This window comes from Streptomyces sp. NPDC053427, assembly GCF_044544985.1.
Classification (GTDB): Bacteria; Actinomycetota; Actinomycetes; order Streptomycetales; family Streptomycetaceae; genus Streptomyces.
In genome coordinates this window covers 127,609-145,307 of sequence record NZ_JBITYA010000016.1, presented here as the reverse complement: position 1 = coordinate 145,307, position 17,699 = coordinate 127,609, and the positions used below count along the sequence as shown (strand labels likewise).

Sequence of the window (17,699 nt, the reverse complement as noted above, 5' to 3'; positions counted from 1 at the left end):
TCAAGCCACTTGGAGGGCGAGCAGCCGATGCGGCAGGTACGGGGATCACGAGCGGAAGCGGGGGCCGGTGGCCGGTGGCCGGTCGGTCGGAGGGCCGCGGCGGGCGTCATGCTCGCGGCGTCGCTGGCGGTGGCCGGGTGCAGCGGGTCGGACGGCGTCAGTGCGAGCGCCGACTCCAAGGCAGGGGGCGGGGCGGCGGTCGCTCCGTCACGGGCGCCGGGCGCCGGGCAGGGCGGCACCGGTGCGACGGACGCGACCAGGGGCCGGGACGGCAAGGCGGCGAAGGTCGTCCCGGACCAGATCATCCGGACGGCCACCCTCACCGTGCAGACCAAGGACGTGCCGGCGGCGCTGGCCAAGGCGCGGGCGGCGGTGGACGGTGCGGGCGGCTATGCCGCCGACGAGAGCACCGACCGGGACGCCGGGGGCCACGACCGGTCGCGGATCGTGCTGCGGGTGCCGCCCGAGGAGTACGACGCGGTGCTGGGGCGGCTGGCCGGGCTCGGCAAGCTCGTCTCGCGTGAGGTCTCGGCGAAGGACGTCACCGATCAGGTGGTGGACGTCGACAGCCGCCTCAAGACGCAGCGCGAGAGCGTCAACCGGGTCCGCGCGCTGATGGAGAAGGCGACGTCGATCAGCGACATCGTCTCGCTGGAGTCCGAGCTCAGCAGCCGCCAGGCGAACCTGGAGTCGCTGGAGGCCGAGCTGAAGTCGCTCAAGGAGCGCACCGGCATGGCCACCGTCACGCTGCTGTTGCGGCAGCCGGACGCGACGCCCGAGAAGACGCCGAAGGACGAGCCGACGTCGTTCGGGGACGCGCTCGCCGGCGGCTGGCATGCGTTCATGACGGCGGTGCGGTGGGTGCTGGTGGCGACCGGCGCGCTGCTGCCGTTCGCGGCGGCCGGAGCGGTGCTGTACGGGCTGTGGCGGCTGGTCCGCGGGCGGCTGCCGCGGCTGCGTACCCGGCTGCGGGCGGACGGGGGCGACGGCCCGAAGGCGGCGGGCCGGGACGCCGGAGGTCCGGCGGCGGCCCGCCGGGCCCAGGAGGCCGACGCGCCCGGGGAGGCCGGTGGGCCCGGGACGGCCGGGACGACGGAGGAAGGTGACCGAGGAACCCGTTGACACCGGGCACCGGCGGGCAAAGACTCGGGGCGGGCGACGACGGACGATCTTCGGACCGGTTTCTGCCGGTCGTCGCCCGCCGCCCCCACCTATCCGTCGAGCCGGGACAGCGAGGACAGCGCCTGATGACCGACGCACGCCTGCGGGATGTCTACATCGTCGATGCCGTACGGACCCCCGTCGGCAAGTACGGCGGCGCCCTGGCCGGAGTCCGCCCCGACGATCTGGCCGCCCATGTGGTCAAGGCCCTGGTGGACCGCACCCCCGACCTCGATCCGGCGCGCATCGACGACGTCTGCTTCGGGGATGCGAACGGCGCGGGCGAGGACAACCGCAATGTGGCGCGGATGGCGGTGCTGCTGGCCGGCCTGCCGGTCACCGTGCCCGGCGTGACCGTCAACCGGCTGTGCGGGTCCGGCCTGGAGGCGGTCATCCAGGCCGCCCGCGCCCTCGCGCAGGGCGATGCGCACATCGCGGTGGCGGGCGGCGTGGAGTCGATGAGCCGCGCCCCCTATGTGCTGCGCAAGCCCGAACGGGCGTTTCCCGCGGGCCATCAGGAGATGTTCTCCTCGACGCTGGGCTGGCGGATGGTCAATCCGCGGATGGCCCCGGAGTGGACGGTGGCGCTGGGCGAGGGCGCCGAGCTGATCGCCGACCGGCACGGCATCACCCGCGAGCAGCAGGACGTGTTCGCGCTGGCCAGCCATCAGAAGGCGGCGCGGGCCTGGCGGGAGGGCGCGTACGACGCGGAGGTCGTGCCGCTGCCGGACGTGGACCTGGCACGCGACGAGACGATCCGGGAGGCCTCCTCCCTGGAGGCGCTGTCCAAGCTGAAGCCGGTGTTCCGTACGGCCGGTGGCACGGTCACCGCCGGGAACTCCTCGCCGTTGAACGACGGGGCCGCCGCGCTCCTCCTGGTCGACGAGGAGGGCCTGCGGGCCACCGGGCGCGAACCGCTGGCCCGTATCCGCGCCAGCGCGGTCACCGGCGTCGAGCCCCAGCTGTTCGGCCTCGGCCCGGTGGAGGCGGTACGGCGCGCGCTGGAGCGCTCCGGGCGCACCTTCGCCGAGGTGACGGCCTTCGAGCTCAACGAGGCGTTCGCGGCCCAGGCATTGGGCTGCATCGGCCAGTGGCCGGAACTCGACCCCTCGGTGGTGAACTCCCGGGGCGGCGCCATCGCCATCGGCCACCCCCTGGGCGCATCCGGCGCGCGCCTCGCGGGCTCGGTGGCCCACCAGCTCGCCGCCCTGGGCTCGGGCACGGGCCTGGCGGCGCTGTGCATCGGCGTGGGGCAGGGACTCGCCCTCGTACTGGAGCGCTAGGCTCGGCGACACCCGGCAAGGCGTCACCCGGCTGAGCGGCATCCGGCGAAGGGACATCCGGCATGGCGGCGGAACGACTGGTGGTCGTCGGCGGAGATGCGACGGGCATGTCCGCCGCATCGCACGCCCGGCGGCTGAAGCGGCCCGGCGAACTGGCCATCACCGCGTTCGAGCGCGGCCACTTCACGTCGTACTCCGCCTGCGGCATCCCGTACTGGGTCGGCGGTGCGGTCGACGGGCCGGACGCGCTGATCGCCCGTACGGCCGAGGAGCACCGCGCCCGGGACATCGATCTGCGGCTGCGCACCGAGGTTACCGAACTCGACCTGGACGGCGGCCGGGTGCGCACCCGGGACCTGGCGGACGGCGGCAAGGAGTCGTGGACCGGCTTCGACAAGCTGGTCCTGGCGACCGGCGCCCGGCCGATACGGCCGCCGCTGCCCGGCATCGACGCGCCGGGGGTGTACGGCGTGCAGAACCTCGACGACGGCCAGGCCCTGCTGGACGGCCTGGCCGCGACCGAGGGCCGGCGGGCCGTGGTCATCGGCGCCGGCTACATCGGCGTCGAGATGGCCGAGGCGCTGATCAACCGCGGCTATCAGGTCACGGTCCTGGAGGCGCGGGAGCATCCGATGTCCACCCTCGACCCGGACATGGGCGCGCTGGTGCACGAGGCGATGTGCGGGCTGGGTATCGAGACGGTGCGCGGCGCGGCGGTCACCGCGGTGCTGACGGATGCGGCCGGGAAGGCCCGCGCGGTGACCACGGAGGACGCCGAATATCCGGCGGACGTGGTCGTTCTGGGCATGGGCGTACGGCCGGAGACCACGCTGGCCGCCGCGGCCGGGCTGCCCCTGGGGGAGTCGGGCGGGCTGCTCACCGATCTCGCGATGCGGGTCCGCGGCCATGACCACATCTGGGCGGGCGGCGACTGCGTCGAGGTGCTCGACCTGGTCTCCGGGCGCGAGCGGCATATCGCGCTGGGCACCCATGCCAACAAGCACGGCCAGGTCATCGGCGCCAATGTGGGCGGCGGCTATGCGACGTTCCCCGGGGTCGTCGGCACGGCCGTCAGCAAGATCTGCGACCTGGAGATCGCCCGTACGGGGCTGCTGGAGCGCCACGCCCGCGCCGCCGGGCTGCGGTTCGTCACGGCCACCATCGAGTCCACCAGCCGCGCCGGCTACTACCCGGGCGCCCGCCCGATGCACGTCAAGATGCTCGCCGAGCGCCGTACGGGGCGGCTGCTGGGGACGCAGATCGTCGGCCGGGAGGGCGCGGGCAAGCGGGTGGACATCGCGGCGGTCGCGCTGACGGCCGGGATGACCGTGGAGCAGATGACGACCCTCGACCTGGGCTACGCCCCGCCGTTCTCCCCGGTGTGGGACCCGGTCCTGGTGGCGGCCCGGAAGGCGGTGGCGGCGGTGCGGGAGGCGGGGACGGACTGAGCGGTCCTCACTCCTCCTCGTCCCCGAACCTGTCCTCCTCGTCCGCGAACCCGTCCTCCTCGTCCCCGAACCCGTCCTCCGCGGCCTCGTCGGCCTCCGCCATCCACTGCAGCCAGTACGCCGCGACCTGGGCGAGGTTGCGGGGACAGGCCCAGGCGTCGAAGGGGAGGGCCCCCTCGGGGGCGGCGAAGGTCTCCGGGGCGCACAGGTGGGCGAGGTGGTCGCCGACCGCGTCGCGCAGGTCGTCCCCGGCTCCCGGGTGGTCGTCGCCGTGCGGGCAGGTCTCGGGCAGCGGGGCCGCGACGGCCTCCTCGAACAGCGGGCGCATCGGGCGGTAGACGGCCGGCGGCGCACCCGGGTAGGCGTTGCCCAGGCTGCGGGCCGCGGCGAGGAAGAGGAAGAGCCGTTCGCGGGCGTCGCCGGTGCCGCGCGCATGGCGGCGGGCGGCCCACAGCCCGAGATCCTCGGCGTACTTCTCGTGCCTCGGGGCGCGCACCAGCCGTGCCGCCGGCTTCGCCACGTCCAACGCCCCGTCGGCGTTCAGGTATGCGGCATCCAGGTGGTCCGTCCGCCGCTCGCCGAAGAAGCGTTGGCGGGCCTCGGTGAGGGGGCCGTGGGTGTACCGGGCGAGGTCGCGCAGGAGGACGGGGCAGGTCCAGGCGGCCGGCGGGGCGTCCTGCAGGCCCTCCTCGTACTGCTTCCGGAGCCGGGCGCGGCCGCCCGGGGTGAGGAGGTAGTAGCCGAGGGCTGCGTCGGCTTCCTCGTCGCCCGAGAGTTCGGGGTGTTCGCCGTCGGCGTGCGCGCAGGACGCCCCGTCCAGCCGCGCCAGGACCTCCTCCAGCGACTCGATGAGGTGGTCGAACACCCACCGCTGGCTGATGGACCCTTCGGCAACGACCCAGCAGGCGCTCCGGATCAGGACGACATGCCCGGCGAGTGTCCCCTTGGTGGGGTGCTCGGGGACGACGGTCTCGAGGTCGTACTGGGGCTCGGAGCTGTTCGGATAGCCGTGCAGCAGCATCTCGAAATCGCCGGCGCGGTCCTCCAGGTACGCCGGGACGCGGTCGGGGATGCCCTCGACGGTGCCGGGCTCGATGATCTCCGCCGCGATCCGCGCGAACATCGCGACGGCGTGCGGGCAGCGGTATTCCGCCGCGCTCTCGGGGTGGGCCGGGTCGGGCCCGGCGGCGGCCAGCTCGACCTCGTCGTCCGCGGTGTCGAGGGCGCGCTCGTAGGGGTGTGTGGCGTGATCGCACGGCGGGCCGTCCACTGCGTCGGCAGCCGCCCGCAGCGCCGCGACGACCTCGCCGGCCACCTCGTCGGCCGCTCTGGTGGCCACGTAGCGGGTCATCGAGAGCAGCCGGTAGACCTCGTCGTGGGCGCGCTCACCGGCCGGCTCGGCGGTGAGCGCACGGGCGCAGGCGAGGACGTCCGCATCCGGTATCTCGGCCGGGGCCCGTCGATCGAGCCGCTCCCGTGCCGCGCCGATCTCGTGGAGGGCCGAAGCGATGGGGACCTGCTCGGGCGTCGCGTTCATGATCCGTACGACGCCCGGCGGCCCGCCGAAGTTCCGGTCAGCGCGCCGTCTGCTCGTGCACGTACGCGACCAGCCGGGTCAGCGCTTCCGGGTCGGTGTTCGGGAGCACGCCATGGCCCAGGTTGAAGACGTGGCCCTCCAGGCCGGCGGCCGCGTCCAGGACCTCGCGGGCCTTGGTCTCGACGGCCTCGCGGGGGGCGAAGAGGACGGCCGGGTCGATGTTGCCCTGGAGCGCCTTGCCGGGGCCGACGCGGCGGGCCGCCTCGTCCAGCGGGACCCGCCAGTCGACGCCGACGACGTCCGCGCCCGCCTCGCCCATCAGGCCGAGGAGCTCGCCGGTGCCGACGCCGAAGTGGATGCGCGGGACGCCGTAGCCCTCGACGGCCTGGAAGACCTTGACGGAGGCGGGCATCACGGAGCGGCGGTAGTCGGCGGGCGAGAGGGCGCCGACCCAGGAGTCGAAGAGCTGGATCGCGCTCGCACCGGCCTCGATCTGCACCTTGAGGAAGGCGGCGGTGATGTCGGCGAGGCGGTCCAGGAGGTCGGCCCACAGCTGCGGGTCGCCGTACATCAGGGCCTTGGTGCGCTCGTGGTTGCGGGACGGGCCGCCCTCGACGAGGTAGCTGGCCAGGGTGAAGGGCGCGCCGGCGAAGCCGATGAGGGGGGTGCTGCCCAGCTCGCGCACCAGCATGCCGATGGCCTCGGTGACGTAGGAGACGTCGCCGGGCTCCAGGGTGCGCAGCCGCTCGAGGTCGGCGCGGGTGCGGATCGGGTTCTCGACGACCGGGCCGATGCCGGGCTTGATGTCGAGGTCGACGCCGATGGCCTTGAGGGGGACGACGATGTCGCTGAAGTAGATCGCGGCGTCGACGTTGTGGCGGCGTACGGGCTGGAGCGTGATCTCGGTGACGAGATCGGGCCGCATGCACGAGTCGAGCATCGCGATGCCCTCGCGGACCTTGCGGTATTCCGGCAGCGAGCGCCCGGCCTGGCGCATGAACCACACGGGGGTGTGCGGCACCGGCTCACGCCTGCAGGCCTTGAGAAATGCCGAGTCGTACGTACCGGTCTGCTGCTGGCCCGCGGGCCTCTCGTTGGCGCTCACGTCCCAAATCTTCGCACGAGGAGGCACCTACCAGTTCGGCTAGGTGTCCGGGCGTCACGGCGCGCGGGGGCACACCTCCGAATGGGCGACGCGCGCACCGGGTGTCCTCCCGGGCTGAGAGCCTCCTTCCGCCTAATCTTCCGGGCATGGCTGCGGCTCAAGAACACCTCGCGGACAGCGCGGACGAGACCCCGATCCCCTTCCGTCAGGCGGTCGAGGCGCTCCGCGCGGCACGGCTGCGGCCGGAGATCGAGATCGACCCGACACCCGCGCCCAAGCGGCTCGCCCCCTTCGCCTACGCCCTCGAGGCGGCGGTCGTCGAACCGGGTGCGGGGCCGGACGGCGAGGATGCCGATCTGGCGGACGGGCGGCTGGTGCTGCTCTACAACCCGGACGGGGACGACGCCTGGCAGGGCACCTTCCGGGTGGTGACGCTGGCGCGGGCGGAGCTGGAGCCGGAGATGGGCGCCGATCCGCTGCTGCCGGAGGTGTCCTGGTCGTGGCTGACCGGGGCGCTGGAGGCGCGCGAGGTGCACTTCGGCGAGCCGAGCGGGACGGTGACCCGCGCCGGGTCGCACTACTTCGGCGGTCTGGCCGCGCGCGAGCCCGCGACGCAGATCGAGATCCGGGCGTCGTGGACGCCGGCGGAGGGGCCGGGCGGGGTGCCGGACATGGCGGCGCACCTGGCCGCCTGGTGCGATCTGCTGTGCCAGGTGGCGGGCCTGCCGCCGGCCACGCTCGATACGGCGCCGCGTGGCGGGGTGGTGGCACTCCCGCAGCGCCGCGGCCCGCAGCCGCACTGATTCCCGTACGCCGGGACGAACCGGGGCGGGAGCCGCCGACGGGGCCGACACCGGCCGCCGGTATGCCTTAAAGACCGCCGATCATGTTCGCGCATGATCGGCGTCTTGGCGTGCCCTGGTGAAGGCCGGTGCGCAATCGCTGCTCACCCTTGATCGCTCAGGCATCCGATTTGCCCGAATTGCCCCTAACTAAATCGTGATCAAAGTCTAAAGTCCCGCCGGATTGCTGCCGAAGAGGTCAGTGACCCTTCCAACACGGATCATTCCGGCTCTCCCCAGTCGGCTTCCGTCCCCCGCCACTCCCCCCAGGAGGCCCGGTGTCTGTTCTCCTCGAGCAACCTTCGAGCCTGGTCGCCTACCGCCCGAACAAGCCGACGGCCATGGTCGTCGTGGCCGACCCTCGCGTCCGCTCCACCGTCACCCGCCATCTGTGGGCCCTCGGAGTACGTGACGTGATCGAGGCGTCGTCCATCGCGGAGGCCCGTCCCCGCGTCGGCAACCCGCGCGACATCTGCGTTGCCGACGTCCACCTTCCCGACGGCTCCGGCCTCACGCTCCTGTCCGAGACACGGGCCGCGGGCTGGCCCAACGGTCTCGCGCTGTCCGCCGCCGACGACATCGGCGCGGTACGCAATGCGCTGGCGGGCGGCGTCAAGGGCTACGTCGTCACCGGCACCCGCACCAACCTCGGCCTGCCCGGCCGCCCCGGCGCCGCGCCGATCGGCGCCAACGCGGCCCGTATGCAGCGCCGGCCTCCGGGCGCCCCCGGGCACCCCGGTGGCTACCGCGAGCTGTCGGGCCGGGAGGTCGAGGTGCTGCGGCTGGTTGCGGAGGGCCAGTCCAACAAGGCCATCGGTGTCTCGATGGGGCTCTCGGCGCTGACCGTCAAGAGCCACCTCGCCCGTATCGCGCGCAAGCTCGGCACCGGTGACCGGGCCGGAATGGTGGCGGTCGCGCTGCGCACCGGCATCATCCACTGACCCCTTCACCCGACCATCGCGCCCGTCGAGGGAACGTTCCCTCGACGGGCGACGTGCATACACAGATACCCTTGACTGGTGACCGACGCCCAAAAGACCGCAGCAGACACGACACTGCGAGCATCCGGAGACGCTCCTCCGGACCCCCGACCGGCGCCGGTCCCGCTCCTGGAACCCCGCGAGGGCATCCCCCCGGTGACCGCCGACGACACGGCGCTCGCCGAGGTCATCGCGGCCTTCGCGGCGGGCCGCGGACCGGTCGCCGTCGACGCCGAGCGGGCCTCCGGCTACCGCTACGGCCAGCGCGCCTACCTCGTCCAGCTGCGCCGCGAGGGCGCCGGCAGCGCGCTGATCGACCCGGTCGGCTGCCCGGACCTCACGTTGCTCGGCGAGGCCATCGGCGACGCCGAGTGGGTACTGCACGCCGCCACCCAGGACCTTCCGTGTCTGCGCGACATAGGGATGGTCCCCACCCGGCTCTTCGACACCGAGCTGGCCGGACGGCTGGCCGGCTTCGCCCGGGTCGGCCTCGGCGCGATGGTCGAGAACGTCCTCGGCTTCGCCCTGGAGAAGGGCCACTCCGCCGTCGACTGGTCCACCCGCCCGCTGCCCGAGCCCTGGCTGCGCTATGCCGCGCTCGACGTCGAGCTGCTGGTGGATCTGCGCGATGCGCTGGAGGAGGAGCTGGAGCGGCAGGGGAAGCTGGAGTGGGCCCGGCAGGAATTCGCGGCCATCGCCGCCGCTCCCCCGCCGCCGCCCCGTAAGGACCCCTGGCGCCGCACGTCCGGCATGCACAAGGTCCGCCGGCGCCGTCAGATGGCCGTCGTACGGGAACTGTGGACGGCCCGGGACCAGGTCGCCCAGCGGCGCGACATCTCGCCGGGCAAGGTGCTCGGCGACGGCGCGATCGTGGAGGCGGCGCTGAATCTGCCGCCGAACAGCCACGCGCTGGCCGCGCTGCCCGGTTTCGGGCACCGGATGGGCCGCCGTCAGCTGGAGCAGTGGCAGGCCGCCGTGGACCGCGCCCGGGCGCTGCCGGACAGCGAGCTGCCGCAGCCCGGCCAGCCGCTCAACGGCCCGCCGCCGCCCCGTTCCTGGGCCGACAAGGACCCGGCCGCGGCGGCCCGGCTGTCGGCCGCCCGCGCGGCGGTGACCGCGCTCGCCGAGAGCCTGAACCTCCCGCAGGAGAATCTGATCGCCCCCGACACGGTGCGCCGGCTGTGCTGGGAACCGCCGGCCGAGCCCGCCCGGGAGGCCGTCGCCGAGGTGCTGGCCGGGCACGGCGCCCGCGCCTGGCAGATCGAGCAGGTCGCGCCGGTCCTCGCCGAGGCACTGCTGACGAACGGCGGCTGACCAGCGACGACCCGGCAACCACAGGCCCCGGCCGCATGCGAGAGCACGCGGCCGGGGCCTTTTGCGCGGCCGGACACACCGCGCGAGGCACCGCCATCCGGTGTGATGTTCACCGCTCCCGGCGGTGGGGGTGTGCAGCCTGGTTACCCGTAAGTAGCATGTGGGTGGGAAGCGTCCTTGGGGGCGCCCCGCAGCAGTGCCATCCCGCACCTGGAGGAGAGCCAACGTGCCTCGTACCGCTAGGGACGTCGTCTTCGTCGACGGCGTCCGCACCCCGTTCGGCAAGGCGGGCCCGAAGGGCATCTACCACGAGACCCGCGCCGACGACCTCGTCGTGAAGGCCATCCGGGAGCTGCTGCGCCGCAACCCGGACCTGGACCCCGCGAAGATCGACGAGGTCGCCATCGCCGCGACCACGCAGATCGGCGACCAGGGCCTGACCCTGGGCCGTACCGCCGGCATCCTTGCGGGCCTCCCGCAGTCCGTGCCCGGCTACTCCATCGACCGGATGTGCGCCGGTGCGCTGACCGCCGTCACGGCCACTGCGGGCTCCATCGCCTTCGGCGCGTACGACGCCGTCATCGCGGGCGGTGTCGAGCACATGGGCCGCCACCCCATGGGCGAGGGCGTCGACCCCAACCCCCGGTTCGTGTCCGAGAAGCTCGTCGACGAGTCGGCCCTGTTCATGGGCATGACCGCGGAGAACCTCCACGACCGCTACCCGCACATCACCAAGCAGCGCGCCGACGAGTACGCCGTGCGCTCGCAGGAGAAGGCGGCGAAGGCGTACGCGAACGGGAAGATCCAGCAGGATCTGGTCCCGATCTCGGTGCGCAACACCAACGCCGAGGTGGGCGAGACCGGTTGGGGTCTGGTCACGGCGGACGAGCCGATGCGCCCGGGGACGACCCTGGAGAACCTGGCGGGCCTCAAGACCCCGTTCCGTACGCACGGCCGGGTCACGGCCGGTAACGCCGCGGGTCTCAACGACGGCGCCACCGCCTCCCTCATCGCCTCCGAGGACTTCGCCCGGGAGAACAACCTCCCGGTCAAGATGCGCCTCGTCTCCTACGCCTTCGCGGGCGTCGAGCCGGAGGTCATGGGCTACGGCCCGATCCCCGCGACGGAGAAGGCCCTCGCCAAGGCCGGGCTCTCCATCGAGGACATCAACCTCTTCGAGGTCAACGAGGCGTTCGCCGTGCAGGTGCTCGCCTTCCTCGACCACTACGGCATCGCCGACGACGACGCGCGCGTCAACCAGTACGGCGGCGCCATCGCCTTCGGCCACCCGCTGGCCTCCTCCGGCGTCCGGCTGATGACGCAGCTGGCCCGCCAGTTCGAGGAGCAGCCGGAGGTCCGCTACGGCCTGACCACCATGTGCGTCGGCTTCGGCATGGGCGCCACGGTCATCTGGGAGAACCCGAACCACAAGGACGCCGGAGGCAGCAAGTGAGCACCACCACCACCGAACTCCTGAAGGGCGCGGCCGCGCTGTTCCCCGACGAGGTCGTCACGTCGGCGCACGTCCGCCACCTCGACCTGCCGTACGGCGCGGGCAAGTTCGCGCTGATCACGCTGGACAACGGCTTCGACCACACCAAGCCGACCACCTTCGGCCCCGGCTCGCTGGCGAACCTGAACGCCGCGATCGACCAGGTCGAGAAGGAGGCCGCGGACGGCAGCATCGTCGGCGTCGGCCTCACCGGCAAGCCGTTCATCTTCGCCGTCGGCGCCGACCTCAAGGGCGTCGAGATCCTCAAGAAGCACGAGGACGCGCTGGCCATCGGCAAGGGCGGCCACGATGTCTTCAAGCGGCTCGCGGGCCTGGCCGTGCCGACCTTCGCGTACTACAACGGTGCCGCCATGGGCGGTGGCGTCGAGGTCGGTCTGCACTGCTCGTACCGCACCGTGTCGAAGGCGCTCCCGGCGTTCTCCCTGCCCGAGGTCTTCCTGGGTCTCGTACCGGGCTGGGGCGGCTGCGCGCTGCTGCCGAACCTGATCGGCGCGGACAAGGCCGTCTCGGTCATCATCGAGAACTCGCTCAACCAGAACAAGCAGCTCAAGGGCCAGCAGGTCTTCGACCTCGGGATCGCCGACGCGATCTTCGAGGGCGCGGACTTCCTGGAGCAGTCGCTGATCTGGACCGCGAACGTCCTCAAGGGCGACGTGACCGTCGAGCGTCCTGAGGTCGACCGCGGCGACGCCTGGGACCAGGCCGTCGCCAAGGGCAAGTTCATCGCCGACGGCAAGGTGCACGGCGCCGCCCCGGCCGCGTACCGCGCGCTCGACATCATCGCCGCCGCCAAGAGCGGTGACCTCCAGGCCGGTTTCGACGCCGAGGACCAGGCGCTCGCCGACCTGATCATGGGCGGCGAACTGCGCGCCGGCATCTACTCGTTCAACCTGGTGCAGAAGCGCGGCAAGCGTCCCGCGGGTGCGCCGGACAAGAGCCTGGCGCGTCCGGTCACCAAGGTCGGCGTCGTCGGCGCCGGTCTGATGGCCTCGCAGCTGGCCCTGCTCTTCCTGCGCCGCCTCGAGGTGCCGGTCGTGCTGACCGACATCGACCAGGCGCGCGTCGACAAGGGTGTGGGCTATGTCCACGCCGAGATCGACAAGCTGCTCGGCAAGGGCCGGATCAACCAGGACAAGGCCAACCGCCTCAAGGCCCTGGTGACCGGTGTGCTGGACAAGGCCGAGGGCTTCTCCGACGCCGACTTCATCATCGAGGCCGTCTTCGAGGAGATCGGCGTCAAGCAGCAGGTGTTCGCGGAGGTGGAGGCCGTCGCCCCGGCGCACGCCATCCTCGCCACCAACACCTCCTCGCTCTCCGTCTCCGAGATGGCGTCGAAGCTCAAGCACCCCGAGCGGGTCGTCGGCTTCCACTTCTTCAACCCGGTCGCGATCCTGCCGCTGCTGGAGATCGTCCGCGGCGAGCAGACCGACGACGCCTCGCTGGCCACGGCCTTCGGCGTCGCCAAGAAGCTGAAGAAGACCGCGGTGCTGGTCAAGGACGCCCCGGCGTTCGTCGTGAACCGCATCCTGACCCGCTTCATGGGCGAGATCCAGAACGTCATCGACGAGGGCACCCCGGTCGAGGTCGCCGAGAAGGCCGTCGAGCCGCTCGGCCTGCCGATGTCGCCGCTGGTGCTCCTGGAGCTGGTCGGTCCCGCGATCGGTCTGCACGTCTCGGAGACCCTGAACCGCGCCTTCCCGGAGCGCTTCACGGTGTCCCCGAACCTCGCGGCGGTCGTCAAGGCCGGCAAGCGCGGCTTCTACGTATACGACTCCGGCAAGCCGGAGCTGGACCCCGAGGTCGCCGCGCTGCTCGAGCAGGGCGACTCGGTGCTGACGGAGGACCAGGTCCGCGACCGCGTCCTGGACGCCGTCGCGCAGGAGATCGGCCTGATGCTGGACGAGGGCGTCGTCGCCGAGGCGCAGGACATCGACCTGTGCCTGATCACCGGCGCCGGCTGGCCCTTCCACCTGGGCGGCATCACGCCGTACCTGGACCGCGAGGGCGTCTCCGAGCGGGTGACCGGCAAGAAGTTCCTGGCCCCGGGCGTGGCGAGCGTGCCCGCGTAAGGGTGCACCACTGATTGCGCGATGCGCGGGCCGGCTCGGCGGAGCCGGTCCGCGCTTTCGCGTTCGTGGGAGGGTGGCGCCATGGATTCCTTGGTCGTTGTCGATGGCGCGAATGTTGTCGGCTCGGTGCCGGACGGTTGGTGGCGGGACCGGCGCGGGGCGGCGGAGCGGCTGCGGGACGCGCTGCCGCGGTACGTCGCCGACGGGCTTCCGGGGCTGGTGGCGCCGCCCCTGGAGATGGTGCTGGTCGTGGAGGGCGCGGCGCGCGGGGTGGCGTCCGTCGAGGGCGTGCGGGTGGAGTCCGCGGACGGCAGCGGGGACGACCGGATCGTGGCGCTGGTGGCGGCGGAGGGAACCGGCCGGGACTGCCTGGTGGTCACCGCGGACCGTGCCTTGCGGGGGCGGGTCGAGGCGCTGGGGGCGCGGGTGACGGGGCCACGCGCCGTCTGGGGCGGCGGACGGGGCGGGCCTCGGACATAGCGGGGCCCGCACGGCCGGGTGACCGTACGGGCCGGGTGGATCTACCGGGCCGTCCGCCGTACCGGACTCACGGGCGGCTGCCGGCCGTGCCTTCCTGGCCTTCCTGGCCTTCCGTGCCCTCTTGGCCCTGCCGGCCCTCGCGGTCCCTCTGACGCAGGCGGATCCCGAGACGGCTGTGCGTGCGCCCGTACACGAAGTAGATGCCGAACCCCACCAGCATCCAGATTCCGAAGCGGACCCAGGTCTCGGCGGGCAGGTTGAGCATCAGCCACAGCGAGGCGAGCACGGACAGGGCGGGGACGAACGGGACGAGCGGGGTGCGGAAGGAGCGGGGGAGGTCGGGGCGGGAGCGGCGGAGGATGACGACGCCGATGGCGACCACGACGAACGCGAACAGGGTGCCGATGTTGACCAGTTCGGCCAGAACGTCGATGGAGGTGAAGCCGGAAGCGATGGCGACGATGACGCCCAGCAGGACGGTCGCCCGGTACGGAGTGCCGAACCGCGGGTGGGAGCGCGAGAAGATCCGCGGCATCAGGCCGTCCCGGCTCATCGCGAAGAACACCCGGCTCTGGCCGAGCAGCAGAATCATGCAGACCGAGGTGAGGCCGACGGCCGCGCCAAAGCTGATGATGTCCGCGTAGAAGGGGTGGCCGAGGTCCTTGAAGGCGTCGGCGAGCGGGGCGTCGGTGGAGAGTCTGCTGTATTTCTCCATGCCGGTGACGACGACGGAGACGGCGACGTAGAGCAGCGTGCAGATGGCAAGCGAGCCGAGGATGCCGCGCGGCACGTCGCGCTGCGGGTTGCGGGTCTCCTCGGCGGCGGTGGCCACGATGTCGAAGCCGATGAAGGCGAAGAAGACCACGGCCGCCGCGGCGAAGATGCCCATGGTGCCGAAGTTGGACGGGGTGAAGCCGAACAGCAGCTGGACCAGCGGCGCGGCCAGCCCGCCGCCGCCCGAGTTGGGCCGGCTCGGAGGCACGAACGGCTCGTAGTTGGCGCCGCTGATGAAGAAGGCTCCGGCGATGATGACCAGCAGGACGACGGTGACCTTGATGCCGACGACCACGGCCGTCACCCGCGAGGACAGCTTCATCCCGAGCACCAGGATGCCGGTCAGGGCCAGGACCAGGATGCAGGCGAGGAGGTCGAAGCCGAACACTCCCTCGTGGGTGCCGGACAGGCCCGCGGGAAGATGCCAGCCGGCGGTGTCCAGCAGCGAGCGGATATAGCCGGACCAGCCGACGGCGACCACCGCGCAGCCCAGGGCGAGTTCGAGGATCAGGTCCCAGCCGATGATCCAGGCAGGGAGTTCCCCGAGGGAGGCGTAGGAGAAGGTGTAGGCGGATCCGGCGACCGGGACGGTGGAGGCGAATTCGGCGTAGCACAGTGCCGCCAGCGCGCAGACCACGCCCGCGACGACGAAGGAGAGTGCGACGGCGGGCCCCGCCTGCTCCTTGGCGATCTTGCCGGTGAGGACGAAAATGCCGGTGCCGATGACGACACCGACGCCGAAGACGGTCAGATCGAGCGCTGAGAGGGACTTCTTGAGACTGTGCTCCGGCTCCTCGGTGTCCTGGATCGACTGCTCCACAGTCTTCGTCCGGAACATGCCGCGATCGCGGCGCGAAACTTTCCCTGTGCCGTGCTGTGTGCTCATGGGCGAACCTCCGCCTGGACGACCCTCGCAACTCTCCTGAACTGACCGAGTCTCCGCAATGGGGAGAAACAGTCAGTGTCGGCGGGCCTTCGCACGGCGGTGATTCACCCGATGGGGTGTGACGGCGGGTATGCCGATGGGCCGGCCGGAACACCCGTACGAGTGTCCGGCCGGCCCATCGTGCCGCCTCGGGGCGGATCAGTCGCGGGCGACCTCGGCGGTCCGCTCGTCCGCCGCCTGGACGGGCTCCGCGACGTCGACGGACTCCGCGGCGCCGCCGGCACGGTTGTCGATCCGGGCGACGAGCCCCGTCACCTGGCGGGCGATGTCCGGTGCGGTGAGCCCGATCTCGGCCATGACCTCCTTGCGGGAGGCATGGTCGAGGAACCGCTCGGGGATGCCGAAGTCGCGCAGCGGAAGGTCCACCCCGGCGTCCCGCAGCGCCTGCGCGACGGCCGAACCGACGCCACCGGAGCGGATGTTGTCCTCGACGGTGACGACGACCCGGTGCTCGGCGGCGAGACCCGGCAGCGCCGCGTCGACCGGCTTGACCCAGCGCGGGTCGACGACGGTGGTGGAGATGCCCTGCTTGTCGAGCAGATCGGCGATCTCCAGGCACATCGGGGCGAGGGCGCCCACGGAGACCACCAGGACGTCGGGCCGGTCGGCCTTGCTCTCGCGCAGGACGTCCATGCCGCCGACCTTGCCGACGGCGGGCACGGCCGGTCCGACGACGCCCTTGGAGTAGCGCAGCACCGTCGGCGCGTCCTTGACCTCGACGGCCTCGCGCAGCTGGGCGCGCAGCTGCTCGGCGTCGCGCGGCGCGGCGAGCCGCAGCGTGGGCACGACCTGGAGCATGGACATGTCCCACATGCCGTTGTGCGAGGCGCCGTCGTCGCCGGTGACACCGGCCCGGTCCAGGACGAAGGTCACACCGCACTTGTGCAGCGCGACATCCATCAGGACCTGGTCGAAGGCCCGGTTCAGGAACGTCGCATAGACGGCGAAGACCGGGTGGACGCCGCCGGTGGCCAGGCCCGCGGCCGAGGTGGCGGCGTGCTGCTCGGCGATGCCGACGTCGTAGATGCGGTCCGGGAAGGCCTCGGCGAACTTCTTCAGACCCACCGGCTGGAGCATCGCGGCGGTGATCGCGACGAGGTCCGCGCGCTCCCGGCCGAGCTTGACCATCTCGTCGCCGAAGACGGAGGTCCAGCTGGCCGCCGCGGTCTTGACCGGCAGGCCGGTGTCCGGGTGGATCGGGCCGATGCCGTGGAAACGGTCGGCCTCGTCCTGCTCGGCGGGCTTGTAGCCGCGGCCCTTCTCGGTGAGGCAGTGGACGATGACCGGGCCGTTGAACCGCTTGGCGCGGGCCAGCGCGGACTCCAGGGCCTCGATGTCGTGGCCATCGATCGGGCCGACGTACTTCAGGCCCAGGTCCTCGAACATGCCCTGCGGCGCGATGAAGTCCTTCAGGCCCTTCTTGGCGCCGTGCAGGGTCTCGTACAGCGGCTTGCCGACGACGGGCGTGCGCTCGAGGAGGTCCTTGCCACGGGCCAGGAAGCGCTCGTAGCCGTCGGTGGTGCGCAGCGTGGCGAGGTGGTTGGCGAGGCCGCCGATGGTCGGGGCGTAGGAGCGCTCGTTGTCGTTGACGACGATGACGAGCGGGCGGTCCTTGGCGGCGGCGATGTTGTTGAGCGCCTCCCAGGCCATGCCGCCGGTCAGCGCGCCGTCACCGATCACCGCGACGACATGGTCGTCCTTGCCGCGCACCTCGTTGGCCTTGGCGAGGCCGTCGGCCCAGCCCAGCACCGTGGAGGCGTGGCTGTTCTCGATGATGTCGTGCGGCGACTCGGCGCGCGAGGGGTAGCCGGACAGGCCGCCCCTGGTCCGCAGCCCGGTGAAGTCCTGGCGGCCGGTGAGCAGCTTGTGGACGTAGGACTGGTGTCCCGTGTCGAAGAGGACCTTGTCCTTCGGGGAGTGGAAGACGCGGTGCAGCGCGATGGTCAGCTCGACCACGCCGAGGTTCGGGCCGAGGTGTCCGCCGGTCTTGGACACCGCATCGACGAGGAAGGTACGGATCTCCCCCGCCAGCTGCTCAAGCTGCTCCGGCTCCAGCCGGTCCAGATCGCGCGGTCCCCTGATACGGGAAAGCAACGCCACCCCTGCCTCCTTGCTGCTTGTGCTGCCGTAGGTCGAGCTTGCCGATCAGATGAGTCTAATGTTCCGTCTCCGGCGGCGGCGGTCGGGCCCGGCGATGTATGTCACTTGGCCGAGGCACCCGAACGGACGTACGCCGCGCATGGGCCG

General features: G+C 72.2%; 13 protein-coding genes. 9 read left to right on the top strand and 4 right to left on the bottom strand.

Annotation, left to right across the window (positions count from 1 at the left end):
• Positions 1–108 precede the first annotated feature (108 nt).
• The 3 genes from ACIGWZ_RS35905 to ACIGWZ_RS35895 all read left to right on the top strand — a co-directional run bounded on the left by ACIGWZ_RS35905 (position 109) and on the right by ACIGWZ_RS35895 (position 3,892).
• Positions 109–1,122 carry a DUF4349 domain-containing protein gene (locus ACIGWZ_RS35905; RefSeq protein ID WP_400071607.1) on the top strand — a complete coding sequence of 338 codons (1,014 nt, stop codon included), beginning with the start codon at positions 109–111 and terminating at the stop codon, positions 1,120–1,122.
• Between the two features lie 125 nt (positions 1,123–1,247).
• On the top strand, positions 1,248–2,444 hold the full coding sequence (locus ACIGWZ_RS35900; protein WP_400071605.1) for a thiolase family protein: 1,197 nt from the start codon (positions 1,248–1,250) through the stop codon (positions 2,442–2,444).
• A gap of 62 nt (positions 2,445–2,506) precedes the next feature.
• Positions 2,507–3,892, top strand: coding sequence for an FAD-dependent oxidoreductase (locus ACIGWZ_RS35895; RefSeq protein WP_400071603.1), 1,386 nt, complete (start codon positions 2,507–2,509; stop codon positions 3,890–3,892).
• Positions 3,893–3,899: 7 nt separating this feature from the next.
• On the opposite strand, the gene ACIGWZ_RS35890 is transcribed toward ACIGWZ_RS35895, so the two are convergent.
• Entirely contained in the window at positions 3,900–5,429 is a 1,530-nt protein-coding gene (locus ACIGWZ_RS35890) for a hypothetical protein (protein ID WP_400071601.1), read from the bottom strand.
• Positions 5,430–5,466: 37 nt separating this feature from the next.
• Entirely contained in the window at positions 5,467–6,534 is a 1,068-nt protein-coding gene (gene hemE / locus ACIGWZ_RS35885) for a uroporphyrinogen decarboxylase (RefSeq protein ID WP_400071599.1), read from the bottom strand.
• A gap of 146 nt (positions 6,535–6,680) precedes the next feature.
• Between hemE and ACIGWZ_RS35880 the strand changes: the two genes are divergently transcribed.
• The 6 genes from ACIGWZ_RS35880 (at position 6,681) to ACIGWZ_RS35855 (ending at position 13,732) form a co-directional block, all read left to right on the top strand.
• Positions 6,681–7,337 carry a DUF3000 domain-containing protein gene (locus ACIGWZ_RS35880; RefSeq protein WP_400071597.1) on the top strand — a complete coding sequence of 219 codons (657 nt, stop codon included), beginning with the start codon at positions 6,681–6,683 and terminating at the stop codon, positions 7,335–7,337.
• Positions 7,338–7,654: 317 nt separating this feature from the next.
• On the top strand, positions 7,655–8,317 hold the full coding sequence (locus tag ACIGWZ_RS35875; protein WP_016573641.1) for a response regulator transcription factor: 663 nt from the start codon (positions 7,655–7,657) through the stop codon (positions 8,315–8,317).
• A gap of 78 nt (positions 8,318–8,395) precedes the next feature.
• Positions 8,396–9,670, top strand: a complete 1,275-nt coding sequence (locus ACIGWZ_RS35870; protein ID WP_400071594.1) for an HRDC domain-containing protein — start codon at positions 8,396–8,398, stop codon at positions 9,668–9,670.
• Between the two features lie 226 nt (positions 9,671–9,896).
• Positions 9,897–11,123 carry a thiolase family protein gene (locus tag ACIGWZ_RS35865; protein WP_400071592.1) on the top strand — a complete coding sequence of 409 codons (1,227 nt, stop codon included), beginning with the start codon at positions 9,897–9,899 and terminating at the stop codon, positions 11,121–11,123.
• Positions 11,120–13,252, top strand: a complete 2,133-nt coding sequence (locus ACIGWZ_RS35860) for a 3-hydroxyacyl-CoA dehydrogenase NAD-binding domain-containing protein (RefSeq protein ID WP_400071590.1) — start codon at positions 11,120–11,122, stop codon at positions 13,250–13,252. The genes ACIGWZ_RS35865 and ACIGWZ_RS35860 overlap by 4 nt, the downstream gene beginning before the upstream one ends.
• An 81-nt stretch (positions 13,253–13,333) precedes the next feature.
• On the top strand, positions 13,334–13,732 hold the full coding sequence (locus ACIGWZ_RS35855; RefSeq protein ID WP_400071588.1) for an NTP pyrophosphohydrolase: 399 nt from the start codon (positions 13,334–13,336) through the stop codon (positions 13,730–13,732).
• Between the two features lie 67 nt (positions 13,733–13,799).
• On the opposite strand, the gene ACIGWZ_RS35850 is transcribed toward ACIGWZ_RS35855, so the two are convergent.
• Both ACIGWZ_RS35850 and dxs read right to left on the bottom strand, forming a co-directional pair.
• A complete protein-coding gene (locus ACIGWZ_RS35850) occupies positions 13,800–15,344 on the bottom strand; it encodes an amino acid permease (protein WP_400071586.1) in 1,545 nt (514 codons plus the stop codon).
• A 246-nt stretch (positions 15,345–15,590) separates the two neighbouring features.
• The gene (gene dxs / locus ACIGWZ_RS35845) at positions 15,591–17,552 is read right to left on the bottom strand and encodes a 1-deoxy-D-xylulose-5-phosphate synthase (RefSeq protein WP_400071584.1); all 1,962 of its coding nucleotides are present in this window, start codon (positions 17,550–17,552) and stop codon (positions 15,591–15,593) included.
• Positions 17,553–17,699: the final 147 nt, after the last annotated feature.

Excerpts from the sequence above, each read along its gene's own strand:
- ACIGWZ_RS35905 (WP_400071607.1), top strand. The coding sequence starts at position 109 with ATGCTCGCGGCGTCGCTGGCGGTGGCCGGGTGCAGCGGGTCGGACGGC.
- ACIGWZ_RS35900 (WP_400071605.1), top strand. The coding sequence starts at position 1,248 with ATGACCGACGCACGCCTGCGGGATGTCTACATCGTCGATGCCGTACGG.
- ACIGWZ_RS35895 (WP_400071603.1), top strand. The coding sequence starts at position 2,507 with ATGGCGGCGGAACGACTGGTGGTCGTCGGCGGAGATGCGACGGGCATG.
- ACIGWZ_RS35890 (WP_400071601.1), bottom strand. The coding sequence starts at position 5,429 with ATGAACGCGACGCCCGAGCAGGTCCCCATCGCTTCGGCCCTCCACGAG.
- ACIGWZ_RS35880 (WP_400071597.1), top strand. The coding sequence starts at position 6,681 with ATGGCTGCGGCTCAAGAACACCTCGCGGACAGCGCGGACGAGACCCCG.
- ACIGWZ_RS35855 (WP_400071588.1), top strand. The coding sequence starts at position 13,334 with ATGGATTCCTTGGTCGTTGTCGATGGCGCGAATGTTGTCGGCTCGGTG.
- ACIGWZ_RS35850 (WP_400071586.1), bottom strand. The coding sequence starts at position 15,344 with ATGTTCCGGACGAAGACTGTGGAGCAGTCGATCCAGGACACCGAGGAG.